A 25,190-nucleotide genomic window follows, 5' to 3' on the forward strand; every position below is an offset into this window, starting at 1 on the left:
CACTATGCCTGGTACTATGCCCGGCACTATGCCTAGAACTACTATGCCTGGTACTACTATGCCCGGCACTCAGCCTAGAACTACTATGCCTGGTATCAATATGCCGGGTACTACTATGCCTGGTAACCCTATGCCTAGAACCAATATGCCGGGTACTATGCCCGGTACTACTATGCCCGGTACTCAGCCTAGAACTACTATGCCCGGCACCACCCCTTCCAGTCCCGGAACGTCTATGCCGCTCCAACCTCCTTTTACCGTTCCTCCAACCCGGACACAAGAATATTACAACAACCAGGATAATTATAACATGAACTTTGAAAGCATGGATGATTACATTAACGAGTATTGGGATTATGATGATGGCAATGATGAAGATGATAATATGATAATGCCCGGCATGTTTATGAATCCTAGCCTTCCAATGGGAATCCCCCTTATGCCTCTATACGGGTATGATAATAGTGAAGACGCAGATAAAGATTGGGATTATATGAGACAGATGTATCCAGTTATTGCAAAAAAACTTCTTAAAGAAATTGAAGAAGAATGTGATAAGCTGGAATATGATGGCAGTTGTATGTTTGATGAATATCCTGATCGGGTTTATCTAAGTAGAATCGCAGATAAAATATATGATAGGGTAAAATATCTGGAAGATGATGACACTTTAGTTTCTCAAAGAAGTATAGAAGACTCTAAAACAGAAGACAGTTCTGTAGAAGCGAACCAATTTTACCGCGATGGCAGACGTGATGGCAGAGATCGTCGCAGAAGGCCAGCCCGGCTAAGGGATTTAGTTGAAGTGTTGTTATTAAACGAAATATTAAACCGCCGCAGACGTTTTAGAAGCAGAAAACGTTGGTTCTAATTATTTATATAATTTCGTGATATAGGGCGAAGATTCTAATTCTACTGTATTAGATTCCTCGCCCATATTTATGAAATCAAAACAACCAACTAATATCCTCCATTTATAACCGGCGTTCCTAACAATATTCTGGTGCTATCTGTTTCTTCATCATAATCAATTGCAATATGAATATTTATTTTATTACCAACTGAGTTTACATATTCATCTAACAGCCCGCTATAAGCATATATTGTATATAAGTTATCTTGTCTGTTTGCATAAGCTATCTTTCCCTGCAGATCAGTAACCATGCTATCTGCAATTTCATTCATCTCATCTAAGGTCAGTTTTCCCTGACAAGTACCATTTATCTGCATATTGGTTTGAATATTTTCAGCTTTCAGCTTTTTAAAAATATCCTTTATTAAGTCACGATAACTTAACAAGCTGTCCATATCTTTATAAATAGTCAGACGAACCAGTAGGTAATGATTGATTTCTGTAATATCATTGGAATTCTCCACATCTACACTTACTACTTTGATTAAGGTTTGTGCATTTTGGTTCTTTTTCTCAATGTAGACCTCACTGTCATTATTTCTCCGGTTAATTATAACATTCTCATCCACTTGAAGCCCTATCTGCCTGGCAACATAGAGAATCAGTTCTTTTTTGTCAGCCTCACTTAAGTAGCCATTGCCATAATCAGCAGCTACCTCCAACTCAAAAGAAGACACCTCCGGATTGGTATTAATAAAAGCATCCAAAATATTATGATCAGGCCTTAAAAATGCATTTACCGCCAACTGCATAATTACGGATATCCATAATACGCCTAATATATATATGGTTAATTTCGCTTTTTTACCAACAATAAATTCTTTGAATGTATTATTTAGCTTTTTCATATAATTACCTCCGCATCATACTGCATAAACTGCATATAAGATTGTATCGATTTCTTGTTTGTATTATTTCCATAATTTGAGAAACCTATACAGGGAGGTAATAAAAAACTAATTCATAGTAAGATTATATCATGAGCATAAAGGATGTTAATGATCTGGCTGCCCCAATCGGTATTGTATGCTTGTTAGTCTTCAATTAATTCAATTCTTCTAATGTGTCTTTCATCATTTGAAAATGGTGTGTCAAGGAAGGTATCCACTATTTTTAAAGCCAATCCCGGTCCTATTACTCTTGCTCCCATTGCCAAAACATTTGCATTATTATGTTCTTTTGTAGCTTGGGCGCTAAAACAATCGTGACAAAGGGCTGCACGAATTCCTTTTACTTTATTTGCCGCAATGGAGATTCCAATTCCTGTACCGCAAATAAGAATGCCCAATTCACATTCTTTGTTTACAACAGCTTCTGCTACTTTCTTTGCAAAAACAGGATAATCACAGGAATCTTTTGTATACGTTCCACAATCTTTATATTCAATATTTCTTTCTTGTAAATGTTTTATTACCTCTTGTTTCAATTCAAAACCACCATGGTCAGATCCTATTGCTATCATAATTGTTCCTCCTCGTTAAGTTTATATACTGTTTTCTTTACCAACCGAGCCAGTTCCACATAGCACTCCTCGTAGTCCAATAATGTACCTCCGTAAGGATCAGTTACATCACCAGTTTCGCCTACAAATTCTTTAATTGTATAAACATTATCAGTATATTCAAATAATTCCATAATACTCAATTTTTGTTTTTCTGTCATAGTTAATATTAAAGTATTTTCATCAATATCCGATTGCTTTAATGGCTTAGAAATATGACCTCCTAATTCTAAGTTGTGACTTTTTAACACTGTTTCAGCTTTTGGATTGGATGGTTCTGAAAATAATACCACTAATCCTCTGGATATAACCTTAATATCACTATTGGTTTCAAGACTGCAGTATATGGTGGCTGCCATAGGGCTTCTGCAAGTATTACCCGTACATACAAATATGACTTTTTCGTATTTAATCATACTAACCTCGATTCCAGCACTTAAGCGCTTTTTAATGATATAGTTTAAAGCCTATGGCTCTGTTGCTAAACCATTATCATGAACTTTAATTATATGGTATCCTGCTGCTTTTAATAATCTATTCATAATAGCTTGTCCCAGTTGTTTGCTTTCAAAGCTTTCCGTATAGATATATTCAGCTCCTTCGTCATCAAACTCTCTTAGAATCTGAAATAATCCACGAGCAATGGTATCTTCGTCTTTTCTTGTTCCAATACTCTTTACCATTCCCTTTGGATAACAGGACAAAGTTTCATCTGTAGAAATAATACCAACTTTAAAACCTTTTGATGTTTTTTCCGCCGCATACTTATTGATTGCTTGAATAACCGCCTCAGTAGTACCTTCAAGTATGGTTAAATCACCCTTTGGTGCATAATGTTTATATTTCATTCCCGGCGCTTTCGGAATAATACCTGTATCCCCTTTCCTTGCAAGCACCGCTTTATCAAAATTCACAGGACCAACTACAGCTTCTAACATAGAGGCAGTAATGTATCCCGGCCTGAGAATAGTTGGAACCTCACCTGTTACATCCACAATAGTAGATTCTAATCCTATATCCACCATACCGCCGTCTACAATCATTTCAATTCTGCCATCCATATCTTCTATTACATGTTCAGCCATTGTTGGACTTGGTCTTCCTGATATGTTGGCACTGGGAGCTGCAATATATACTCCCGATTTACGAATCAATTCATAAGCAATGGGATGGGAAGGTATTCGAATAGCTACTGTTTCTAATCCACCGGTGGTATTATAGGGAACCCTATCACTTTTATTAAAAATCATAGTCAGGGGCCCCGGCCAAAATGCATTAGCCAATTTCATACCTGCTTCCGGGCAATCCGCCGTTAACTCTTTTAATGATCCCATATGGGCAATATGAAGAATAAGAGGATTATCAGAAGGTCTCCCTTTGGCCGCATATATCTTCCCAGAAGCCTCAGAATTTAATCCGTCAGCACCTAATCCATATACGGTTTCTGTGGGAAATGCAACTAATCCGCCTTTTCTAAGAATATCCGATGCTTCCTTTAATTCATCTTCATTAAAATTATTTTTATCTAATTTTATTATTTTTGTTTTCATTGTAACTCCATTCTGGGTAATTCCAGCCCTGTAAATCAAAAACATTATAGCACTATATTTATTCATTTTCCATAACTAATTATGATTATAAGCAAAAATGTCATTCTGAGCCCTTTTATCCTCAGAATGACACTTTTATTATATTTCTTTCATAGTTATGGATTTTTTAATAGTTTCGTTATCTCTAATGAGGGGCATCTTTCGTGGATTGATTTATGTAACTTAGTATTCCAAGATGTATGGACCATGCCAGTTTCTCTTGATAAGTTTCATCCAGCAGCAAAGCTGCCTCTGTATAATTGGATAAAAAACCGCATTCAATAATAATCAGAGGGCGATTACTTTTCTTTAGCATATAATAATTGCTGTTTGATTTTGCAAGCCGTTTATTACCGTCATTTAGACTTTTCTTTAATTGTTCCTGCATAAGCTCTGCAAATTCTTTCCCTTCCTCTGAATTGGAGTAGTAGAATACCTGAGCACCTTTTATACTTTCCTGCCCAAAACTGTTTTGATGGATACTAACAGCAACTACCGCATCACTGTTATTAATTATTTCCACCCTATTTCTTAAATCCGCAGCTTTCTTACTTGAATCACTTTCTGAGTAAAGGCCTTTGTCTTCTTCTCTTGTCATGATAACATTAATATCATTTTGTTCTAATATGGTTTTTAGCTTTAATGAAATACTTAAGTTAATGTCCTTTTCGAGAGAATCATTTAAACCAACTTTTCCGGGATCAAATCCACCATGCCCGGGGTCTATAACAACGGTTATTCTTTTCTTATTGTCTTCCTTTAACCTTGCGGTACTATCCTGCATAACGCCTACAGAGGGCTCAGCCAGTATATAGATGGATAAGGCAGCCATAATCAGAAATACAAGGTTAAAATACTTTTTTATCTGTATTTTCTTTGGATTCATATGCTAATCTCATTTCCTGTCATCATTATATTCTATGAAAGAAATGAAAACCCTATGATTCCTGATTTAATTTATATACTTTTGAATTATATTCCAAACGGATTCTTTTTCAAGGCCCAGCTTCCAACCTGCTATTCCTGCCAAATCTGCCTGATCAATTAATTTTAATTTTGCCTCTATGGATTCATCTTCTTCCAGCCAGATTTTATAAGTAGCATCATCTATCTGATATTCACCATAATACTGTCCTGCTTCTTTATCCCATACCGGTTCCACATCGTTACGTTCAAGAGCATCTATTCCGGAAGACATTCCTAAAGCTTCTGAAGTTACCTTAATCTCCCCATTTTCCTGAACTTCCTTCCACAGTCTCGTATAGAATGGAATTCCCATAATAATTCTTTCCTTTGGAACCATTTCCAAGGTACGTTTAATAGCCTGCTCTACAAAGCCTATGGAAGAAACAGAACCGCTTACCTCGGAATTTCCATGATGTTCATCGTATGCCATTATAATTACATAGTCTGCCACAATACCTTGTTCACCTCTGTCGTAGTAAGCAGAATATTCCGCAGGTACGTAATTGTCTATAGATAAAACGATATCGTTGTTTCTGCACTTTACGGATAACTCCCGAATAAATTGAATATAATATCCTCCTGCTTCCGCGCTGATTCTTTCAAAATCAATATTTATACCATCTATATTATATTTAATTACTTCTGCAAGTAACTCGTTAATCAGCTTTTCTCTCTTTGATGTATAAGAAAGAACTTCCAGCATATTTACTTCCGGATTAAAATCATCAACTAAAGCCCATACTTCTATTCCTTTGGAGTGGGCACGTTCCACATAAGTTTCACTAGCCAGTGAACTTATGTTTCCATCATTATTTTCCACTTTAAACCAGGTTGGAGAAACTGTGGTTACGCTTTTTGTTTTTTCAAGCAAATTCAAAAGTCCATTATTGGCATCCCGATTAGTAACCTGGTGCCATACCAAATTAATAGCACCTTTTTTGGAAATATGAGTATATTCAGGAGCAACATAATCACTTTCTATGGTTTCATAGTAAGATTCTCTTATGTTTTTATTTTTAACATAACCAATAATACCATCCTCTGTCATAACCTTACTAAAACCTTTTTTAACTACCTCACTGGTATCTACATATAAAAGCTTCGTATCCGCTTCTAATTGTTTTAATATCTTGCTCTTAATACTAGGTTCTATCCTTAATTGAGTGGTTTTTTTCACCGTTGTATACAAATAATCACCGGTTTTATATTCTATCACTGCTCGATTTGGTTCCTCATAGAATTCATAATCCAGATCGGTATATTGCTTTACAAAATCAATGGAAACATAAACTTGTTCCCCTTCTGTTTTCACAATTATTTTGTCCGCTTCTTTTTTGTTTTTATTGACAAAATATTCTCTGCTTCCCACTTCTGCTTTTATTACTTCTGTTGGAGTGGTATAACTTAATATGTTTTCAAAACCATCCCAGTGAAATCTTTTATTAAAGGTTTTAACTACGGTATCATAATCTAAATATATCTGGCCATCTGCAAGAAGTCCCTTTTTATCATATATTTTATCCTGCAGAATAATCAGAACTTCTTTATCACTTACTTTATAATATTCATCTAAAGCTATAACCTCTTTACTTGGTGTCAGAGATTTCATAACAGATGCAATAATTATAATAAAAATTATTAATAAAGCAATACTGGTACCAATAATAGCTTGCTTTGTCTTTCTCTCCATGGTTGTCCTCCTCATATACTCTCTTTCATCCTTCCAATCATATTACTGCAAAGAGGCATCTTAAATAATAGGTTAAGATGCTTTTTCTTCAGGCTTTGCTTCTACAAAAACTGTTTTGCACGTTCTGTTTTTCGCTTCAACTCATTATAACATTTATTATTCTTGTCGTCATTACTAAAATCGACTTTTTCTTAATTAATACTACATATTATTTATATAGAAAAAGCAGGAGCAACCTATTTATATAAATAATATTGCCCTGCCTTTTTTATTTAAGTTAATTATAAAATGTTTTTGCAATTAAAAAATCAAAATTTTATCGGTGATTATGAATTGTAAAATTTCTTGTAAATTTAGTAAAAGGCCAACATTAGCATTGAGGATACGAATTGTAAAGCCTAATACTGTATTTATTCCATGATTCTTCTATATAATATTATTTCCCTTTCACGTGGTACTTATATTCCTCTTTATCTTTAGATAATACTTAAAAGATCTTTTAAGTATTTGAAACGGATTGACATATTCAAAGTAACCGCTGTAGTCAAAATCTTATTCATTACTTTTTCTTTTATAATCCTGCAAGCAGTAAGAACCGGCAATATGAATTTATATCTTACTCAAAGGTGCATTATAATATTCATTAATTGACTTAATTGGGATAAGGAAGGTTAGATTGTGATATGCTATACCATTTTTTAAATCTATATGACCGGCTTACAACTATACTTATATAATTTTCTGAAAGAAATGAATGGTTTCCTCAGACAAAGAAAAGGGATTAGGTTCATAGGGAATCCTCCATAACTGCTTTCGGAAATCCCTGCCCGCTTGCTTTATCCCCTGCTTCTCCACAAAGGGAATCATATATTGCCACTCATCACTTTGATTTATATGACAAGTATGCTCATAAAATCTTTCTAACTCATGTTGTTTCCATGGTGTCAGGCTGCTAACTACAATTTTTTTGTCACAACGGAGGAATTCATGCTTATTTTTCGTAAAATCCATTCCCAGATCCAATATGATGCAATCAAAAGAACCACCTATAATCTCAGACAGATCAGCAGGTTTTACACTTTTGTAATAGGTCACCCGGTGAATAAGGAAAAAGCCCTCTTCCTCTGAACCTTCTTTTGCACTACAGTATGTTCCTTCGTATAGATGCTGCATATGTTTTATATCTTTTCGCTGACCGTACTCCACATAAGCGACTTTTTTACCCAACCACTCACTTAGATAGCTGGCAACCATAATACTCAAGTGGGTAACCCCTGCTCCATGATGAGTCCCTATTAATCCTATCGTTAATTTCCCGGGTTGATTTTCCTTTCGGGATATTTTTTTTAGCAGAATGGGTACTTTCTTCATATGTCCTCCAGGTATAAAATACGGTAATTTAGGTTATTTACACTGATCTATATAAAAATCTATTCAATCAATTGATCTAAGAATTGACTTAGAGTTTTTCCGATCTGCCCCACAAACGGATCCGGTTCATAAGGAATCCTGCTGCAAGTCAGCTTTCCCATATATTTTAGAATTTCACGAAATCTGCTTCCGTCTACAAAATTAAACAAATATCTTACACTTTTCTTTTCACACACCAACTTTAATGCCTTTTCTGTTTCCTCTAATTCCCACTCCTTCCCTCCGCAAACCAGTAACGGAATATCGGAATTCAAAAAATCCTCATAATTGTCCTGATTTAATTTTCCATAGTCTAATATTTTTACCGGATATGCCTCCAATTGAGCAGGCAGGGGAACACGACAGCCGGGAAGCATATAACAGTTATGTACAATATAAGCACCGTCTTTAATCTTATTTTGTTTATATCTGTTTAATATAGAAGAAACATGGTCAGAATTATTTTTTTCCATATAGAGTGCCTTCATAGACTTTTGAGAATAATAATTGACAATTAAAAATCCAAGATGGGTTGTTCCAATCCGCTCCTGTGAGCCTGCAATTGCTATGGTAATAGACTTTCTTGATTCATCCTTTACCTTTACATTTTTTTGATGCAAATCTAATAATTTCTTCTTTAATGCGAATACACAGGAGTAACGTAACATAGGATAATACTGAAGACACTGCTTCATAATTCCTTGCAAAGGAGCAGAGCAATTTCTCAACCTATTCTTAACACTCCTCTTTTGTTCGGTAACATTATAACTTTTGCCGGTTACCATAAAATAGATTAAAGTTCCTATTCCATATACATCCGTTCTTTCATCCGGTGTATGTCCACTATATAATTCCGGAGCAGCAAATCCTTTTGTACCAAGAGAATATTTGCGTTTACCTGTTTCATTCTTGTAACTGGAGGCTCCAAAATCAATTAGCTTTACTTGATTCTCAGAAATAATAATATTATCCGGTTTTAAGTCCAAATGCAAAACGGGATTGTGAGTGGAATAAAGATATTGCAATAAATCGCAAAGTTGAATGGTAAATTCAATGATTGTTTTTTCCGGAATGTGCTCAGATTGATTTCTCAGCACTTTCAAAGACCGCCCTTCAATATATTCCTCAATAATATATGAATATTCAGCATCTTCCTCAAAATCAAAGATGGTGGGAATACAAGAGTGGCATAGATTTTTTAGAATATGAGCTTCATTCAGTAATTGTGAATGTAAAATATGATCCTTACGGATGCGCTTAATAGCTCTTAGGGTATTGAGTTTAGTGTGTAAGCATAAAAAAACATCCGCAGTTCCTCCATGCCCCAACACCTTTATAATTTGGTATTTATGAAACCATATCTGGTTTGTCATCCTCTCCTTTCCTGTTAGATATAATCAAATGCAAAAGAAAATGGTAAATCAAGTAAATCCTATAAATATTATATCCAATTACCTATTTTTTCTCAACCTTTTTTCACATAGTTTTTTTACCAAACTTTTCTATCCATCTTTGGCAATAATTTTGGATGAATTTTGTGTCAAAATAGAAAGAATAACGTAAACTATTAATAAATGTTTCATATATAATCATATTGACTTTAGTTAATATTTAAATTATACTTTGTTTACACAACATAGACTAATGAATTACAGCTTATATTATATTATGTTGTATCACTTTATTGTTAAATTTTCAGGCCAGCACATAGAAAAGGATGTGATTCTATGAAGATAGAAAAAATTAGCGATACGCAGATTCGTTGTACTTTAAGTAGAGACGATTTAGTTGACAGAGAGTTACGAATTAGTGAACTAGCTTACGGCAGTGAAAAAGCAAAGGCCTTGTTTCGAGATATGATGCAACAAGCAAATTATGAATTTGGTTTTGAAGCAGAGGATATTCCTTTGATGATTGAAGCTATCCCAGTTTCTCCTGAATGCTTAGTTTTGGTTATAACTAAGGTAGAAGATCCTGATGAATTAGATACTAGGTTTTCAAAATTTTCTCCTGATTCAGAAGATATGGATGTATATGATGAAGACGAGGATGAGGAACCTTATGCTGATGAAATAAATTCTTATGGTCAATCAGATGATTATATGGAAGATTCTATAGACGATAATAAAGGAGATTTTGTACCTTTAACAGATGCATTATCTTTTCACAAGGAGGAAAAGTTAGCAAAAGTTACTACAGCGGACAGTATTTCTTATCCGCCTAACTTGCTAAAGATATTTACCTTCCGTTCACTAAATGAAGTAATTAGATTATCAAGTATCATTGGCAGCTTTTATACAGGTACCAACACCTTATACAAAAACCCTTCTTCCTCCATGTACTATCTGGTTCTAAGCAGATCAGCACATTCACCGGAAGAATTTAATAGAATCTGCAATATCATTTTAGAATACGGAAAACAGGAACGCTTTACCTATGCTAGTCCATATTATTATGAAGAACACTTTGAAACAATTGTAAAGAATAATGCAGTCCAAGTACTTTCTAAAATGTAATATGGTATTTATAATATCCTATTATAGGACTGTTAAAAAACTGTTACAGCATTTTACAAACAAAAAGAGTTATGAGATGAATAATTAAGACTTATTCGCCTCATAACTCTTTATTTCTTATACTTAGTTCTTTGTAGCAAGATATTCATTGATATTCGCTAATAATTCATCTGCATCCATACCATGAACCATAGCTGCTTCTTCTAAAGTTTCTGCTTGAGAAGATGGGCATCCTACGCAGTGCATTCCGGAACCTAATAATATAGGAACTATTCCTTGATCTACCATAATAATTTCACCGATAGTCATGTCTTTAGTCACTTGTGCCATATCGATTACCTCCTAATCTTTATATGAAAACTATAAATAATATGCTAAATTGCTACTTCATTATAAGCTAAGTTTTATTGTCAGTCAAGGAAGAATTTTGATGCTCATATACAATTTTTTAAAGGAGAAAACAGCGGAATTCAACCTTCACTTAAGGAAAAAGATGTGTTATCCTTAAAGTTTGATAAAATTTTATCTTTTACTTGTATTATTTTATGTTATGTATTAAAATAGGTACTGAATTAAAAATAGAGGAGGATTAAAATCATGGCATATAAAATTAGTGAAGAATGTATTAGCTGTGGAGCTTGCGCTGGAGAATGTCCAGTTGGAGCAATCTCTGAAGGTGCAAATCATTACGAAATCGATCCAGATGCTTGCATCGATTGTGGATCATGTGAAGCAACATGTCCTACAGGTGCTATCGAGGCTTAATATATTCAAAAAAACAGGGGCTGCTTTATAATAAGCTTACATATCAGAGCGATTGCTATGCAACGTAATCTGAAGATCCGCTTATTATAATGTAGCTCCTTTCATTTATATAATAATATGAATACATATATCCGGTTCATATACTTTTTCATTTATTTTCTCATGTACTTTGTATTAAATTATTCTTATGTTTTTTAATTCTCTGATAGAATTAATTACCCTTCCACTTATTCGTTTTCTTTAATGATTCCGGTATAAAAATTATTTTAATTTAAATAAACCTTTTTTCTTTCTTTTTTTATCTCTTGCTGCTGCGTACTCAGCTCGTCCAAATTGAATATCTCTTAATGTCCTGTCGAATTGTTTAAATCGTTCTTCTTCTCGTTCTTCTTTTATTCGGAGTAAATAATCCATTTCTTTAATCACGCTGTTTGTAACGGCATCGCTAACGGTTTCTGACAACACTTCATTATTATCTTTTAAAACTTCCGCTATCATATTGCTCATAATAACTTTAAATTGTTCCAATTTTTCCAGGGAGCTTGCCATCATTGTTTCATCATTAGGTTTATCCGAGTCCTGAATAGTAAGTGAGGTTAAGTTAAGACTTTCGTTGATACCGTCCATGTACTTTTTATCCCATTCCTGCTGTACTTTTTCAACTTCATTGGTATCCATATTTCTAAGTTTCATTATTTCGGGAAGAAGCATTTTGATTGCCCGCAATTGATATCCCTTCTCCTTTAATACTTTTACGGCTTTTAGAATATCAACATCCTCCTGCCGATAGTACCTGTGCCCCATCTCATTCCTTGGTATATGTAATTCCAGTTCCTCTTCCCAATACCTTAAGGTATGTTGTTCCACTTCTAATTGTTTTGAGGCATCTGATATAATGTATCGGATTTCTCCCATAAGTCTTCCTCCTCTGCTATTTTTTTACATTACTTTTATTATAGCACAGCTTCATTGCATTTCAATACACTTAACAAACTTTCTCAAGAAACTTGTCGACACCATCATCCAAGAGCTTGTCCCACTCAGCACACATGGACAAAAACCTACAGCATAAAACATAAAATCTAAATTTTGATAAACAAGCATAAAGTATATCTCTACTCTACATATAGTTATTCTATACAATTTAGTATATAATTGTAACAGGAATAAATGTATCTAAAGGAGAATAGAAATGGAAGAAAAATCAAATAAGTCGTTGAAATATTTAAAGACAGTATTCATGGTATCTCTATTCATTTGTATAGACCAATTAATAAAGGTAATTATTTTGAACAATTATATGAATAAAAAATTTTACTTTATAAACAACATGATAGGCTTTGAACCAATAATTAACACAAAATATTCCTATATCAATTCTTTGGGTAACTTTGGTATTGGTCTGACAGCCCATATCATCGGCGTCTTAATAGCCATACTAATAACTATAATAATATACTTCTTTATAAATGAAACATATGGTACCAATCCTTTCCAAGAATTTATCTTCATCTTCCTATTTTCAGGTTCCTTCTGTTCTCTTATTGATAAGATAATATGGGGAGGCAGCTTAGATTATATACTGGTAGAAGGATTCTTTACCTTTGATTTAAAAGATGTGTATATTACTATTTTTGAAGTACTAATAATATCTTGCGTTATATTCAATTATAAAGGTCTTAGAAAATTTGATGAAAAGAAATTTTTTCGGGAATTAAAAGACTATATAAAAGAAAAATTAACAAAAAAACAACACTCATAAAAGAATTCCTACATCAAAAGCGGGTAGTAATAATAAATAATTTGAATTTGGAATTTCTAATATAAATGCAAAATAGTATTATAAGATTTTTCATATTGTTTACCATTTTATTTACTATCACCAATTAATTACATAATTAGCACAAAATATTACAATTATATAAAGAATGTTATAAATTTCTATTAAATATAGTAAAATATTACAAAACGTGTTGACTTAAAATTACAATATGTGGTAGGATAATTATGTAAATAATAGATTTGTCGACAACATTCATTATTTTACAAAAATTAGAGAAAGGGTTGTATAATATGAAAAAAATAACTAAGCGGTTTATAGCCTCAATTCTATCAATAGTACTAATATCTAATTTGGGAGTTAGTGCTTTAGCAGCAAGTGATACTAAAAATATTTCATCTAATCTTGATTATCAAATAGTAGATCAAAATACAGTAATAGTTAATGACTATACTTATCAATTAGAACAAATTGATTCTCAAAATTATACAATAAGTACAATTAAGGATAATCAATTAGTGCAAACAATTAATGCCTCTATTGGAAAAGATGAAATCTATGTAACAAACTATAGAAATAGTGAAGGTATTATAAGTTCTAAACCTATAACAACTGAAACACCAAAATTATCCGAAGTAATTCAATTTAATACTAATGGTTCCTTTCAAGAAGACATAAGCGCTAATGCAATCGAAAATAACTCTGTGGGAATTATGGGAACTGAGACTTATATTGGTTATGTAACCTATAGAGTATATAATCCATACACGGGTACTTCTTATGAAACACTAAATTTTTATAAAGACTTTTATAATTCTTATCATGGTGACTTTACTTTAAATGCAGGTGTAGGAACTTCACTTTCATATATACTATCTGCGCTTATTGGTGGTTTTACTACTATGTTAACTATGAATTTTGCAATCGGATTTATAACTACATTGGGAGTAAGTGTGGCTGGTGATAAAATATCTAGTGCAATTAGCGCATCAGTAAATGGTACAGTATATAAATATGGACTTATTGCAAAAGATGTCCCTTCTTCTAGAACACGTAGCTATGAAGGAGCTAGAATCGTAGCTACTACATGGGACAATTTAAATCATAAACCAATTACAAAAACATATTATGATGGGTATTATCCCGAATTTATTACAAAACAAGATATATCAGTAGCTTACGCAATATACTCTGATTTTTGGCTTGATTCAATGGACGTCTATTCATGGAATCCTTATTGATTATCATGAGGTAATTTTATACTTATATTAAATAGGTATATTTCAATCTACTAAAAGTACAACTATATAGATACTACATAATAATATATATAAATATATACCATTTTATAATCATAAAATACTAAAAATATAATTATTTTGTAGTATCTATATTTCAACAATTAGTTTTATAAAACAAAATACTTTGTTTTATAAAAGATATAGAGGGGGTAATAATTTGAAGAAAAAGTTAACGAAAAATATTTGCTTTATTATAGTATTACTTGCTTTTATTATAGGAGCATATTTATTTCATTTAAAATTTAAAATTATAGGTAATGAATTAGAAAATGAGGTAACAAGTATTATAAAAGAAAAAATAAAAACAAATAAAAATTTTGTTGGTAATAATCGATTGAGTGGTAATGAATCAATAAAGATTGTACAAAGTTCTCAGGAAGGTCTTTTAAAAGTTTTTGGCGGACAGATTATTACTAATGAACAACCTATAACTTTTATGATAACATTTAAAAAGCATCCTTTATTTGATCTTTATATGTATGATAAATTTACATCAAGTGTAAAGTCTTCTGATTCCAATTCTATTATATTATTTTCTTCATACGGATTCGTTAATTATGATAGTAAAATAAACTTTGAAAATTGTAAAATTTTTATAGAAAAAAAACCTAGTTATAAAAAAATACTACCTCCGCCATTAGTAGGTATTGTTATTTATACAATTTTATTTAATAAGAAGAAAAAAATAATAAGTAAATAATAATTTATTTAATAAAAGTTAACTTATAATCCTTAATATATCAACAAGTATTATCAATAAAAATTCAAACTAGGTAAGGTATGTGGTTTATCTCATACCTTTTTTGTTTCATAAAAGCAATACGATAATAGTGCCAATTAAAATTTTTAACTCAAAAATTCTTATTATTCAGGGTATATTATTGTCAGCCCAAAAAAGGCAAAAGAATAATTCCATACACAGCTTTGCCCCCACAACCTAAATTGACCTTAGAGAGTAGGACATGGTATATATTTCTTGTGACTTTGAGAAATTCGCTATGGTTCTTATACGATAGAAATCGCGCCAATATTTAAAAATTGTGATGTTTGAGCCGGGTACAACCCGGCGAGTTCGCAATTTTTAAATATGCTCTCAGCGATTACTATCGTATTAGAACCATCGAATTTCTCTATGGAACAAGAAATATATACCATATCCTACTCTCTAAGGTCTCTATAACCTCTATCGGGCAAAGCGTCCTATTTCATTTTAATTATTCTGCCTCTCCAAATTCGCAAATTTCGTATACTGTGACAACCAAGCCAACTTAACCGTTCCCGTAGGACCGTTTCTTTGTTTACCTATGATAATTTCCGATATTCCCGCATCTTCCGAATCGTGATTATAATAATCATCCCGATAAATAAACATAACAACGTCGGCATCCTGCTCTATGGCACCGGATTCACGAAGGTCAGAAAGCATGGGACGTTTATCCGGCCTTTGCTCAACTGCACGGCTTAACTGAGACAATGCCACAACCGGAGCATTGATTTCCCTTGCTAATGCTTTCAAGGAACGAGAGATTTCTGAAATTTCCTGTTGTCTTGATTCGGATTTTTTACTGCCGGACATTAACTGTAAGTAGTCAATGATAACCAGACCAAGATTATGTTCTAGCTTGAACTTTCTGCATTTGGAGCGAAGTTCGCTAATAGATATACTGGATGTATCATCAATAATAAGATTTGAATTACCGATTGTTCTTGCACTTTCTACTAATTTCAGCCAGTCTTCATCCGATAAGTCACCGCTTCGAATTGCCTGGGAATCTACTTTTGAATGCATGGATAGTATACGCTTTACTAACTGATCCTTTGACATTTCCAAACTAAATATAGCAGTTGTAACATTACTTCGTAAGGCTACATACTCTGCTATATTCAATACAAATGCTGTTTTTCCCATAGATGGTCTGGCAGCTATCAGTATTAAATCGGAAGGCTGTAAGCCAGCAGTTTTATAATCCAAATCATAAAAGCCCGTGGCAACACCGGTAACACTTCCTTTGTTCTTTGCCGCTGACTCAATACTTTCCAAAGATTGAAAGACGATATCTTTTATACTTACAAAGTCACCGGAGTTTCGTTTTTGTAAAATATCAAATACTTTTTTCTCCGTTTCCTCCATTATGGTTTCTACTTTATCTTTATCTAAGTAACATTGATTGGTAATTCCTTCTGTTACTTTTATAAGCTGTCTTAATATGGATTTTTCCTTCACAATGGTTGCATAATGCCGAACATTTGCTGATGTAGGTACAGCCGTTATTAAGTCTCTGATAAATTCCAGGCTGCATATCTCCGGCGGAACATCTTTTTCTTTTAATTTATTGGAAAGAGTAATTAAATCAACCGGCTTACCCTCATTAAAGAGCTCAATCATAGCATCAAATAAAACACTATATCTTTGCTCATAAAAGTCATCCCCTGTTACCATTTCAGAAGCTGTTACAATGGCATCTTTGTCCATAATCATAGAGCCAATGACGGATTGTTCTGCTTCTGAGCTGTGGGGAAGAACTTTTTTTATAAATGCCTCATCCATTTCCCTTTCCTCCTAAGTCCAACTAGTGCTTTTATTGCTCGTCTACTTTTACTTTTAATTCTGCTGTTACCTGTGGATGCAGTTTTACCGCCACTGTATGAGTACCAATTGTTTTAATTGGTTCAGGTAACTGTAATTTCTTCTTATCAATATCAAAGCCATGTTGTTCTTTTAAAGTACCGGCAATTTCTTTGGTGGATATGGAACCAAAGGTTCTTCCGCCTTCCCCGGCTTTAATGTACATGTTCATTGTAATGCTTTCTATTTCCTTTGCTAAAGCTTTTGCTTCATCTAATATTTCTTTTTGTCTCTTTTCTTCTGCTGCTTTTTGTAATTTAAGATCATTAAGGTTCTTTGGAGTTGCTTCTAAACCTAATTTCTTTGGCAGGATAAAGTTTCTGGCATATCCATCGCTTACATTTACTAAGTCACCTTTTTTACCTAATGATTTTACGTCTTGTGTTAATATAATCTGCATATGTCAAATCTCCTTTATTATAAAATTCTATCAAATTAACATTGTTTAATATATCATTATTTTTCTTATAATCTACCCCAGTACGAATACCATATATATAACCAGATTTCAAGGGTCTAATGGTTATAGGAATTGGCTTAGTCCGTCTATTATAAATCCCCATCTTTGCTCATGGTAGCCAATGTAGTCTTTACATTATGAATGGCATCTTCTAAGGTACAATCTGTAAATTGAGCACCGGCAACACTCATATGTCCTCCGCCGCCCAGTTTTTCCATAATAACCTGGACATTTACCTCATCAATGGATCTGGCACTTACATATATCTTACCATTAAAATCTGTAAAAACAAATGAAGCTCTAACATTTGTTATATTTAACAGTTCATTTGCAACTTGGGCAGCCAGTATGGTAGGACTATTAATTCCCTCACTGGTACATATTGTGATTGCATAATGATCCAAATATATTTCAGTGGCGGTAATGGCCTCTGCTTTTGTTTTGTATTCATCCATATCACTACGGAAGGATTTACGGATACGTGTTACATCGGCACCGTTTCTTCTTAAATATGCGGCTGCTTCAAAGGTTCTTACACCTGTTTTGGTTAAGAAGTTATTGGTATCTATCATAATACCTGCATACATGGCATCTGCTTCCGCCTGTCTTAGCTTTAGTCCTTCTCCTATATACTGTAAAACTTCCGCTACCAGTTCACAGGAGGAAGAAGCATATGGTTCTATATAAGACAATGCCGCATTTTCAACATTTTCACCAGACTGGCGGTGATGGTCTAAAATAACTACTGTTTTTGTCAGCTCTAACAGTTCCTGACATTCTGTATAGCTTGGTCTGTTCACGTCTACGATTACCAATAAGGTATTGTTATCCACAATTTGAAGTGCCTGATCGCTTTTTACAAACAAATCTTCATCATAATCCGGATTATTGATAAAACGTTTCATGATAGGCCTTACAGAAGTGGTTACTTCATTAATTACAATATGTGCTTTCTTATTCAGTGTCTTCGCAATCCGGAAAACACCTATAGCTGCTCCAAATGAGTCCACATCCGCAATAGAATGTCCCATAATTACGACCTTGTCTTTACCCTCTATGAATTCTTTCAAGGCATGAGCCTTTACTCTTGCTTTTACTCTGGTATTCTTTTCAACCTGAACACTCTTGCCTCCATAGTATAGAAGTCTTTCTTTATCCTTAATAACTGCCTGATCTCCGCCTCTTCCCAGTGCCAGGTCCATGGCAGCACGGGCATATTCATAGCTGGTAAGATAGGATTCTGCATTTACGCCCAATCCCATACTGATAGTTACGGACATTTCATTACCTATGTTAACAGCACGAACTTCATCTAATAAATTGAATTTATTTGCTTGTAACTGGGCTAAATATTTTTGCTTAAACATGAAAATGTATTTGTCTTTTTCCAATTTCTTAATAATAGCATCCATGCCCTGCATATATTTGTTGATTTTACGGTCAATTAATGCAATTAATAAGGAACGCCTTACTTCATCTATGCTTTCTAATGCTTCTTCATAATTATCAATATAAAGTAAGCCGATTATCATCTTCTGTTCTGTTTTTTCTCTTGTTAAATTAGTGATTTCAGTTTCATCATAAAGATAAATCGCAATTAAACTATTCGTTTCATTTAATACGGAATCTTCATCCTGAAAGACCCAACTTTCGTCTTCTGTAAAATCAGGAGCAACAATTCTTCTTAATATAGCATTATAAGTTTTTTCATTTCTTACTATCTTTATGGTTTGATCTTGCATATTCTTGGGCAGCATGGAATCTTTTATCTCCGGAAATATAGAAGATATTGGCTTTTGAGCTAACTTCTGATTCCCTAGAATATCCTGAAATTCATCATTACCCCAGAGCATCTTGCCTTCATTATCTAAAATTGCATATGGAAACGCCATTTCTTTTAATAATTGTTTTTGTACCTGTCCATAGTCTGCGGCAAAGCGAACCAGTTCACCTGTTATTGTAGACCTCTTCAGCAATAATACAACAGCAATGGCAATATAGAAAAGCAAAAAACCAAGCATTAGTATACCAGCGTCACTATTCACCATATATATAGCGATATTCATTAATATCAATAATAGTGATAATATAATTGGCCAACTTAAATATATCCTTAATGCTCCTTTTACGTTTATCCTTTTTCTCATACTACCTCTTTTCTATGTATCTTATAGATACATGGGGACTTATTCCTGAAATTTATAACAAATATACGGTAAACAGTATCCCAGCCAACGGGCATTCCGATTACGGCTCTTTATTTATTTTAGGGATAAAATGACCTATTACCCCATTTAAACATTTATTGTGATGTACATTATACCATTTATATCACCTAAATTAAAGTATTTTTTGCCGAAGGGGTAAATATCCTCATTTTTACAATAAATAAGACGAAGTTCCTCTCACCGGAAAGGGTTACTTCGCCTTCAAATTCTTTATTGATTATTTCAGATGTACCGGCTGACCACACTCGGATGCTTCGCCTTTTAAAATATCCAGTCCATGCCCTAATCCGTCTATAATAACTTCCAGATTTTCTTTTACTCCTTTAGGACTTCCGGGAAGATTGATAATCAAGGTGCCTTTACGAATAGCTGCAATACCACGGCTTAACATGGCTCGCTTTGTAATCTGAAGGCTATAATAACGCATAGCCTCTCCTATACCGGGAACCAGCCGTTCCGCTACAGCGTAAGTGGCCTCCGGAGTAACATCCCTGTTAGAGAATCCGGTACCTCCGGTTGTAAGCAATAAATCCACTTTATAATTATCACACCAGTCCATCATCTTTTGTTCCAGCTTTTGCTGTTCGTCCGGCAATATTTCATATTCTGTCACTTGCCAGCCTTGTTTTTCTATAATCTCCCGTATAACGTCACCGCTGGTATCCACACGTTGTCCGGCAGAACCCTTGTCACTGGCTGTTATGATACCAACTCGAATCATTTTCCCCTTCCCCCTTCAGAAAGAATAACCATTTCATCTCCTTCCGAAATAGTTCCTCCTTGTTTTACTACTGCAAACACTCCTTCTCTGGGCATAATACAATCTCCAACTCTTTTATAAATCTCACAGTGAGAATGGCACTCTTTACCAATTTGGGTCATCTCCAGAATCACATCATTACATTGAAATACCGTCCCTATAGGAAGGTTCTTAAAATCAAATCCTTCTACAATCAGATTTTCTCCAAATGCACCATCTTCCACTTCAGCTCCACGCTGATTAAATGCATCTATTTTATCCTTTGATATGAGACTAACCTGTCTATGCCAGTTACCTGCATGGGCATCCTTTTCTATTCCATAGTTTTCAATAAATGTTCCGCTATGGACATTTACTTTTTGAGTACCTTTTTTTTCACTGATACAAACCGCTATAACTTTTCCCATATTAACCTCGATTCCGGTGCTTTAGCACCACTATAATAATGAAAGTGACTTGTGCTCCAACACAAATTGCTACCTCAATTCCGGACCTTTAACGCCTTTTGTTTACTATTTATCCGCCTATTTGAGACATCCTTCGGCTTTCCAGTTCCTCCGCCGTAATTTGCTCCCCATCCTCTTGGATGTGAGATAAATGATTAACTTCTTTTTCTTTATTTATTATTGCTTTAAAATGATGTTCCTTAGGTTTATGGGAAATAGCTTCCCTAATAACTTCTGACAGCGCCTCATCATTAATTCCCTGCCGCATTAAGGATTTTATATCGATACCATTTGCATATTGGAGGCAATTTTTTAAATATCCTTCTGACGTAAGGCGGACACGATTGCAGGAATCACAGAATTGATGAGTTACTGCACTGATAAATCCAATTTTACCTTGAAATCCTTCTAAGCTGTAATAATGACAAGGGCCATTTCCCAGAGAAGCTTTATAGGGCGTTAGAGTTCCATACTCTTTTTCAATGATTTCTTTGATGTCCTCTTCCGTCACTCCCTTTAAATCCTTACCCAGCCCGATTGGCATAACTTCAATAAACCTAACATGAAGCTTCTGATTTTTTGCAAGAGAAACCATGGATAATATGTTATTGTTATTATAATCTTCTCTTAACGGAACACAATTTATTTTCACTGCAATATTATATTTTAGTGTTTCTTTGATTCCTTCCAAAACCTGATCTAATTTACGGAATCGGGTCAGTTGTTCAAATTCATCCGGATCTAAGGTATCAAGGCTGATATTTACCGCGTCAATACCTGCCTTTGCTAAATCTTCTATTTGGTCTGAAAGTAAGATACCATTGGTAGTAAGGGTAACGTTTTGTATGCCGCTGATACTCTTAATCTCCTTAACTAAATAGGGCAGATTTTTCCGAACCAACGGTTCACCGCCTGTTAACTTTACTTTGCTCATACCTAGAGCGGCAAAACACTTACAGAGACGAATAATTTCTTCATAAGTTAATATATTTTCATGGGGTATGAATTCCATACCTTCTTTTGGCATGCAATAAATACATCTTAGATTACATCTGTCGGTAATAGATATACGAATATAATCAATGACTCTGTTATAATTATCTACCACTTAATCGCCTCCTTCCCTTTACTCAAAGCATCTAACTTCCTTTTTCGATTTTGATCCCAATATTAGTTTCCATTATTCTGATTTATTAATAAAAGTTCCGCTTTTGCCTCCGGTTTTCTGAACCAGATGTATTTCCGTCATTTCCATTGATTTATCAATGGCTTTACACATATCATATATAGTCAGCAGAGCAATATTAACACCAGTTAGTGCTTCCATTTCAACTCCTGTTTTTCCTTCTACTTTAACAGTGCTTATTGCAGTAATGGTATTGTTTTTCTGATCTACTTCAAAGTCAATGCTGCATTTTTGTATCATTAGGGGATGACACATAGGAATCAGCTCCCAAGTCCGTTTGACAGCCATAATTCCTGCCACCCTTGCTACTCCAAGCACATCCCCTTTCTTAACTTCTTTATTCACAATGGCATTCATTACAGCATCGTTCACCAGAATTTTGCCTTTTGCTATGGCAGTTCTGGAGGTATCCTGCTTACCTGATACGTCAACCATTACTGCATTGCCATCATCATCAAAATGGTTTAATTTATTCTCCATAGACACTCCTTGTTTTGGGAATTATTAGAGGTTTATCTTATAATAAAAGAATCTCAACCACACTGCCCTTATGTAATTCCATGCTGCCTGCAGGTATGTCGATCAGGCAATTACAGCCTGCCATAGATGCCAGCATACCGGAAGAATGTTGTGTGGCAGGAGGTATGGATACTTTTCCGTCTTCCACTTTTCCACGTATAAATCTTCGGCCATTACTTACCTTTATGAAATCATCCTCCAGCACAGCTTTTTTTCTATTTGTGCATAAAGATTCATCCCTGCCTGCCATAGCAATATACGGCCTTACTAACAGTTCAAAAGTAGTGGCTGCTGCAAATGGATTACCGGACAAATGAAACATAGGTATTCCTTTATATACAGCAAACATTGCCGGAGTTCCCGGCTTTAGATTCACTTTCCAAAAAAGCCTTTCTGCCTCAAGAATGGGTAATACTTCATGGAATATATCCTTATCGCCTACAGATACCCCTCCTGTAGTTATAACAAGGTCGGCCTTTTGACAGCTCTCTTCTATAGCTCTGGCAACTTCCCCCGGTTCATCAGAAAGATGTTTTGCTATAACAGGTGCTATTCCAAACTCACAAAGTCTGGCATATAACATGAGCAGATTGGAGTCATATATTTTTCCCGGCTTTAATTCTGTCCCCGGCTCTACCAGTTCATCTCCGGTTGCAAATACCACCGCTCTTAATTTATCATATACTTCTACCTGCTCAATACCTAAAGAAGATAGAATTCCCTGCTCGATATAGGTTAATTTTACGCCCTTTTGCAAAAGCAGAGTGCCTTTCTTTACATCTTCCCCTTTAAAGCAGAAATTATCATAACGCTTTAATTCCCTGTCAACTAATATAAGGGTATTCTCCTCATTAAATCCTTCTTTTATATCCTCCAGCCGTATAACACAGTCTGCCCCCTCAGGTATCGGTGCTCCTGTCATAATCCGAACAGCTTCACCTTGATTTACAGTCTGGTTACAGCAGCCCCCTGCATAAACAGTATCAATAACCTGAATGGACTTAGGTATTTCCTTAGAAGCCCCCTCCAGGTCTTTGGAACGAAGGGCAAAACCATCTAAGGGAGAACGATGAAAAGGAGGATTGTCAAAGGGAGCATATATATCTTCTGCCAAAATTCTCCCGTTTGCCTCTTTGGTAAAAACAAACTGGGTTCTCTTCATCTTCCTTCCGCTGCTTAATATGATTTCTACTGCTTGTTCCAATTCTATTCCTATTTGTTCCATTTTTACACGCCTTTCCCGAAGCCGCATTCTGGGAAGGTACAGACTTTACAGCCAAGGCACAGTCCGCCATGTCCCAATTTTACCAAATCCTTTTTCTCTATTTTTAAACCTGCTGCAACTCTTGGAAGTACCAAGTCAAAGATTGTTGCTTTTGCATACATAACACATCCCGGCAGTCCCATAATCGGGGTTCCGTCTTCAAAGTATCCCATTAAAAACATTGCTCCCGGCAATACCGGTGCACCATAGGAAATAATGCCGGCTCCACTTGCCTTGATAGCACCAGGGGTACGGTCGTCAGGGTCTACGCTCATTCCACCGGTACAAACAATCAAGTCCACACCTTTTTCCTTTAATTCTTTAATTGCCTTTACAATGTTATCCATTTCATCATTAACTGTAACATGCTCCACAGCCTCTATATTATATTGGGATAATTTGTTTACCACAACAGGGGTAAAGGTATCTTTGATACGTCCATAAAACACTTCACTTCCAGTAGTTACAATGCCTGCCTTTCTCTTTGGATATGGCAGCAGTTTTAACAAAGGTTCCGGTCCTGCAACTTCCTTAACCTCATCCATTTTTTCTTTTTCTATAACTAAGGGAATAATTCTGGTTCCCGCTAATTTATCTCCTTTTTTAACTGGATAATTGGTATGCCTGGTTGCTATCATCATATTATCCATGGAATTAATGGCTTCCAGTCTATCCACATCAACTACAAATAATCCGTCACATCCGGCAAACAGCTCAATTTTTCCTTCTTTCGTTTCCGAACGGGTCATATTTTCATTTTTACAAACATCATATAAAATTTCTGCTGCTTCATCTTCATGTAATAAGTTACTATCTTTTTCCCATACATAAAGATGTTCCTTGCCTATGGATAATAAAACCGGTATATCCTCTTCTTTTACTACATGGCCTTTGTGAAATGCCACACCTTTTTCTACATCTTTTACGATTCTTGTAATATCATGACATAGTACATGACCCACTGCATCTAGGGTATTGATTAATTTCATTATGTTACCTTCCTTTCCCGGACAGACCAAAACGCAAAGATTTACTGATCTTAGCTTCTAAGGTTGAATACTGATTTTATTAACAAAAAACTGCCTTCTCTCTTTCGGAAAAGGCAGTATGAAGACTAGAGTCTGCTCCAGCAGCCTCTATCTAAATACTCCTTTTCAAACACGGAAGGCTGAGGCGTTTCCACTTCAACCCAAAAGCAAATCCATTGCTTTGGCGAAGCATCCTAGAATTCTCCTTAGATGCTTTTGCTCGGAGCTTATTATTAAATTGT

Annotated in this window: 25 protein-coding genes and 1 riboswitch; of the genes, 6 read left to right on the plus strand and 19 right to left on the minus strand. The window is 34.6% G+C overall.

The genetic code is table 11. The annotated features are described in order from the left end of the window. A partial coding sequence (locus BM183_RS20810; RefSeq protein WP_091688009.1) for a hypothetical protein occupies positions 1 to 871 on the plus strand: 871 nt, incomplete at its 5' end. Between the two features lie 89 nt (positions 872 to 960). Here BM183_RS20810 and BM183_RS16470 read toward each other — a convergent pair. The 8 genes from BM183_RS16470 to BM183_RS16505 form a co-directional block, all read right to left on the minus strand. Continuing rightward, positions 961 to 1,761, minus strand: coding sequence for a YwmB family TATA-box binding protein (locus BM183_RS16470; protein WP_091688011.1), 801 nt, complete (start codon positions 1,759 to 1,761; stop codon positions 961 to 963). A 185-nt stretch (positions 1,762 to 1,946) separates the two neighbouring features. Continuing rightward, entirely contained in the window at positions 1,947 to 2,375 is a 429-nt protein-coding gene (gene rpiB / locus BM183_RS16475) for a ribose 5-phosphate isomerase B (protein WP_091688013.1), read from the minus strand. Beyond that, complete coding sequence (locus BM183_RS16480; protein ID WP_091688015.1) at positions 2,372 to 2,830, minus strand: low molecular weight protein arginine phosphatase; 459 nt, start codon at positions 2,828 to 2,830, stop codon at positions 2,372 to 2,374. The genes rpiB and BM183_RS16480 overlap by 4 nt, the downstream gene beginning before the upstream one ends. 51 nt (positions 2,831 to 2,881) lie before the next feature. Then, positions 2,882 to 3,964: an L-threonylcarbamoyladenylate synthase gene (locus tag BM183_RS16485; protein ID WP_091688017.1), complete on the minus strand. Its 1,083-nt coding sequence runs from the start codon at positions 3,962 to 3,964 to the stop codon at positions 2,882 to 2,884. Positions 3,965 to 4,148: 184 nt separating this feature from the next. Further along, positions 4,149 to 4,889: an N-acetylmuramoyl-L-alanine amidase gene (locus tag BM183_RS16490; protein WP_091688019.1), complete on the minus strand. Its 741-nt coding sequence runs from the start codon at positions 4,887 to 4,889 to the stop codon at positions 4,149 to 4,151. A 66-nt stretch (positions 4,890 to 4,955) separates the two neighbouring features. Continuing rightward, entirely contained in the window at positions 4,956 to 6,659 is a 1,704-nt protein-coding gene (locus BM183_RS16495; RefSeq protein WP_170848052.1) for a glycosyl hydrolase family 18 protein, read from the minus strand. 729 nt (positions 6,660 to 7,388) lie between these two features. Continuing rightward, positions 7,389 to 8,030, minus strand: coding sequence for a hypothetical protein (locus tag BM183_RS16500; protein WP_091688023.1), 642 nt, complete (start codon positions 8,028 to 8,030; stop codon positions 7,389 to 7,391). Between the two features lie 59 nt (positions 8,031 to 8,089). Next, positions 8,090 to 9,442 (minus strand): protein kinase domain-containing protein, encoded by a 1,353-nt coding sequence (locus BM183_RS16505; RefSeq protein ID WP_091688025.1) that lies wholly within the window; start codon positions 9,440 to 9,442, stop codon positions 8,090 to 8,092. A 354-nt stretch (positions 9,443 to 9,796) separates the two neighbouring features. On the opposite strand from BM183_RS16505, the gene BM183_RS16510 reads away from it, so the two are divergent. Next, positions 9,797 to 10,585 carry an adaptor protein MecA gene (locus BM183_RS16510; protein WP_091688026.1) on the plus strand — a complete coding sequence of 263 codons (789 nt, stop codon included), beginning with the start codon at positions 9,797 to 9,799 and terminating at the stop codon, positions 10,583 to 10,585. A 123-nt stretch (positions 10,586 to 10,708) separates the two neighbouring features. On the opposite strand, the gene BM183_RS16515 is transcribed toward BM183_RS16510, so the two are convergent. After that, a complete protein-coding gene (locus tag BM183_RS16515; RefSeq protein WP_091688028.1) occupies positions 10,709 to 10,915 on the minus strand; it encodes a DUF1858 domain-containing protein in 207 nt (68 codons plus the stop codon). 267 nt (positions 10,916 to 11,182) lie between these two features. Here BM183_RS16515 and BM183_RS16520 point away from each other — a divergent pair, with 267 nt between their 5' ends. Then, on the plus strand, positions 11,183 to 11,350 hold the full coding sequence (locus BM183_RS16520; protein WP_091688030.1) for a DUF362 domain-containing protein: 168 nt from the start codon (positions 11,183 to 11,185) through the stop codon (positions 11,348 to 11,350). Between the two features lie 261 nt (positions 11,351 to 11,611). Here the strand turns inward: BM183_RS16520 and BM183_RS16525 are convergent, their stop codons facing one another. Beyond that, positions 11,612 to 12,265, minus strand: a complete 654-nt coding sequence (locus BM183_RS16525) for a helix-turn-helix domain-containing protein (RefSeq protein ID WP_091688032.1) — start codon at positions 12,263 to 12,265, stop codon at positions 11,612 to 11,614. Positions 12,266 to 12,542: 277 nt separating this feature from the next. On the opposite strand from BM183_RS16525, the gene BM183_RS16530 reads away from it, so the two are divergent. The 3 genes from BM183_RS16530 to BM183_RS16540 all read left to right on the plus strand — a co-directional run bounded on the left by BM183_RS16530 (position 12,543) and on the right by BM183_RS16540 (position 15,131). Continuing rightward, on the plus strand, positions 12,543 to 13,112 hold the full coding sequence (locus BM183_RS16530; RefSeq protein ID WP_091688034.1) for a signal peptidase II: 570 nt from the start codon (positions 12,543 to 12,545) through the stop codon (positions 13,110 to 13,112). A gap of 311 nt (positions 13,113 to 13,423) precedes the next feature. Further along, entirely contained in the window at positions 13,424 to 14,371 is a 948-nt protein-coding gene (locus BM183_RS16535) for a hypothetical protein (RefSeq protein WP_091688036.1), read from the plus strand. 217 nt (positions 14,372 to 14,588) lie between these two features. Beyond that, a complete protein-coding gene (locus tag BM183_RS16540) occupies positions 14,589 to 15,131 on the plus strand; it encodes a hypothetical protein (RefSeq protein WP_091688038.1) in 543 nt (180 codons plus the stop codon). Between the two features lie 510 nt (positions 15,132 to 15,641). Here the strand turns inward: BM183_RS16540 and dnaB are convergent. The 9 genes from dnaB to BM183_RS16585 all read right to left on the minus strand — a co-directional run bounded on the left by dnaB (position 15,642) and on the right by BM183_RS16585 (position 24,909). After that, positions 15,642 to 16,979 carry a replicative DNA helicase gene (gene dnaB / locus BM183_RS16545; protein ID WP_091688040.1) on the minus strand — a complete coding sequence of 446 codons (1,338 nt, stop codon included), beginning with the start codon at positions 16,977 to 16,979 and terminating at the stop codon, positions 15,642 to 15,644. A 31-nt stretch (positions 16,980 to 17,010) separates the two neighbouring features. After that, positions 17,011 to 17,457 carry a 50S ribosomal protein L9 gene (gene rplI / locus BM183_RS16550; protein ID WP_091688042.1) on the minus strand — a complete coding sequence of 149 codons (447 nt, stop codon included), beginning with the start codon at positions 17,455 to 17,457 and terminating at the stop codon, positions 17,011 to 17,013. A 149-nt stretch (positions 17,458 to 17,606) separates the two neighbouring features. Further along, on the minus strand, positions 17,607 to 19,664 hold the full coding sequence (locus tag BM183_RS16555; RefSeq protein WP_091688044.1) for a DHH family phosphoesterase: 2,058 nt from the start codon (positions 19,662 to 19,664) through the stop codon (positions 17,607 to 17,609). 298 nt (positions 19,665 to 19,962) lie between these two features. Then, positions 19,963 to 20,466 carry a MogA/MoaB family molybdenum cofactor biosynthesis protein gene (locus BM183_RS16560; protein WP_091688046.1) on the minus strand — a complete coding sequence of 168 codons (504 nt, stop codon included), beginning with the start codon at positions 20,464 to 20,466 and terminating at the stop codon, positions 19,963 to 19,965. After that, positions 20,463 to 20,912 (minus strand): MOSC domain-containing protein, encoded by a 450-nt coding sequence (locus tag BM183_RS16565; RefSeq protein ID WP_091688048.1) that lies wholly within the window; start codon positions 20,910 to 20,912, stop codon positions 20,463 to 20,465. Before BM183_RS16565 ends, BM183_RS16560 begins: the two co-directional genes overlap by 4 nt. Before the next feature lie 109 nt (positions 20,913 to 21,021). Then, a complete protein-coding gene (gene moaA, locus BM183_RS16570; protein ID WP_091688050.1) occupies positions 21,022 to 22,059 on the minus strand; it encodes a GTP 3',8-cyclase MoaA in 1,038 nt (345 codons plus the stop codon). Between the two features lie 72 nt (positions 22,060 to 22,131). Next, positions 22,132 to 22,617 carry a cyclic pyranopterin monophosphate synthase MoaC gene (gene moaC / locus BM183_RS16575; RefSeq protein ID WP_091688052.1) on the minus strand — a complete coding sequence of 162 codons (486 nt, stop codon included), beginning with the start codon at positions 22,615 to 22,617 and terminating at the stop codon, positions 22,132 to 22,134. A gap of 37 nt (positions 22,618 to 22,654) precedes the next feature. Continuing rightward, positions 22,655 to 23,881 (minus strand): molybdopterin molybdotransferase MoeA, encoded by a 1,227-nt coding sequence (locus BM183_RS16580; protein WP_091688054.1) that lies wholly within the window; start codon positions 23,879 to 23,881, stop codon positions 22,655 to 22,657. A 2-nt stretch (positions 23,882 to 23,883) separates the two neighbouring features. Next, positions 23,884 to 24,909, minus strand: a complete 1,026-nt coding sequence (locus BM183_RS16585) for a molybdopterin-binding protein (RefSeq protein WP_091688056.1) — start codon at positions 24,907 to 24,909, stop codon at positions 23,884 to 23,886. A gap of 142 nt (positions 24,910 to 25,051) precedes the next feature. Then, a riboswitch (molybdenum cofactor riboswitch) is annotated at positions 25,052 to 25,186 on the minus strand. Positions 25,187 to 25,190 lie beyond the last annotated feature (4 nt).

Source organism: Anaerocolumna aminovalerica (assembly GCF_900115365.1).
GTDB classification, from domain to species: domain Bacteria; phylum Bacillota; class Clostridia; order Lachnospirales; family Lachnospiraceae; genus Anaerocolumna; species Anaerocolumna aminovalerica.

What these genes read in the sequence shown, in the direction of transcription:
- BM183_RS16470 (WP_091688011.1), bottom strand. Translation starts at nt 1,761, where the DNA reads ATGAAAAAGCTAAATAATACATTCAAAGAATTTATTGTTGGTAAAAAA.
- rpiB (WP_091688013.1), bottom strand. Translation starts at nt 2,375, where the DNA reads ATGATAGCAATAGGATCTGACCATGGTGGTTTTGAATTGAAACAAGAG.
- BM183_RS16480 (WP_091688015.1), bottom strand. Translation starts at nt 2,830, where the DNA reads ATGATTAAATACGAAAAAGTCATATTTGTATGTACGGGTAATACTTGC.
- BM183_RS16485 (WP_091688017.1), bottom strand. Translation starts at nt 3,964, where the DNA reads ATGAAAACAAAAATAATAAAATTAGATAAAAATAATTTTAATGAAGAT.
- BM183_RS16490 (WP_091688019.1), bottom strand. Translation starts at nt 4,889, where the DNA reads ATGAATCCAAAGAAAATACAGATAAAAAAGTATTTTAACCTTGTATTT.
- BM183_RS16495 (WP_170848052.1), bottom strand. Translation starts at nt 6,659, where the DNA reads ATGGAGAGAAAGACAAAGCAAGCTATTATTGGTACCAGTATTGCTTTA.
- BM183_RS16500 (WP_091688023.1), bottom strand. Translation starts at nt 8,030, where the DNA reads ATGAAGAAAGTACCCATTCTGCTAAAAAAAATATCCCGAAAGGAAAAT.
- BM183_RS16505 (WP_091688025.1), bottom strand. Translation starts at nt 9,442, where the DNA reads ATGACAAACCAGATATGGTTTCATAAATACCAAATTATAAAGGTGTTG.
- BM183_RS16510 (WP_091688026.1), top strand. Translation starts at nt 9,797, where the DNA reads ATGAAGATAGAAAAAATTAGCGATACGCAGATTCGTTGTACTTTAAGT.
- BM183_RS16515 (WP_091688028.1), bottom strand. Translation starts at nt 10,915, where the DNA reads ATGGCACAAGTGACTAAAGACATGACTATCGGTGAAATTATTATGGTA.
- BM183_RS16520 (WP_091688030.1), top strand. Translation starts at nt 11,183, where the DNA reads ATGGCATATAAAATTAGTGAAGAATGTATTAGCTGTGGAGCTTGCGCT.
- BM183_RS16525 (WP_091688032.1), bottom strand. Translation starts at nt 12,265, where the DNA reads ATGGGAGAAATCCGATACATTATATCAGATGCCTCAAAACAATTAGAA.
- BM183_RS16530 (WP_091688034.1), top strand. Translation starts at nt 12,543, where the DNA reads ATGGAAGAAAAATCAAATAAGTCGTTGAAATATTTAAAGACAGTATTC.
- BM183_RS16535 (WP_091688036.1), top strand. Translation starts at nt 13,424, where the DNA reads ATGAAAAAAATAACTAAGCGGTTTATAGCCTCAATTCTATCAATAGTA.
- dnaB (WP_091688040.1), bottom strand. Translation starts at nt 16,979, where the DNA reads ATGGATGAGGCATTTATAAAAAAAGTTCTTCCCCACAGCTCAGAAGCA.
- rplI (WP_091688042.1), bottom strand. Translation starts at nt 17,457, where the DNA reads ATGCAGATTATATTAACACAAGACGTAAAATCATTAGGTAAAAAAGGT.
- BM183_RS16555 (WP_091688044.1), bottom strand. Translation starts at nt 19,664, where the DNA reads ATGAGAAAAAGGATAAACGTAAAAGGAGCATTAAGGATATATTTAAGT.
- BM183_RS16560 (WP_091688046.1), bottom strand. Translation starts at nt 20,466, where the DNA reads ATGATTCGAGTTGGTATCATAACAGCCAGTGACAAGGGTTCTGCCGGA.
- BM183_RS16565 (WP_091688048.1), bottom strand. Translation starts at nt 20,912, where the DNA reads ATGGGAAAAGTTATAGCGGTTTGTATCAGTGAAAAAAAAGGTACTCAA.
- moaC (WP_091688052.1), bottom strand. Translation starts at nt 22,617, where the DNA reads ATGGAGAATAAATTAAACCATTTTGATGATGATGGCAATGCAGTAATG.
- BM183_RS16580 (WP_091688054.1), bottom strand. Translation starts at nt 23,881, where the DNA reads ATGGAACAAATAGGAATAGAATTGGAACAAGCAGTAGAAATCATATTA.
- BM183_RS16585 (WP_091688056.1), bottom strand. Translation starts at nt 24,909, where the DNA reads ATGAAATTAATCAATACCCTAGATGCAGTGGGTCATGTACTATGTCAT.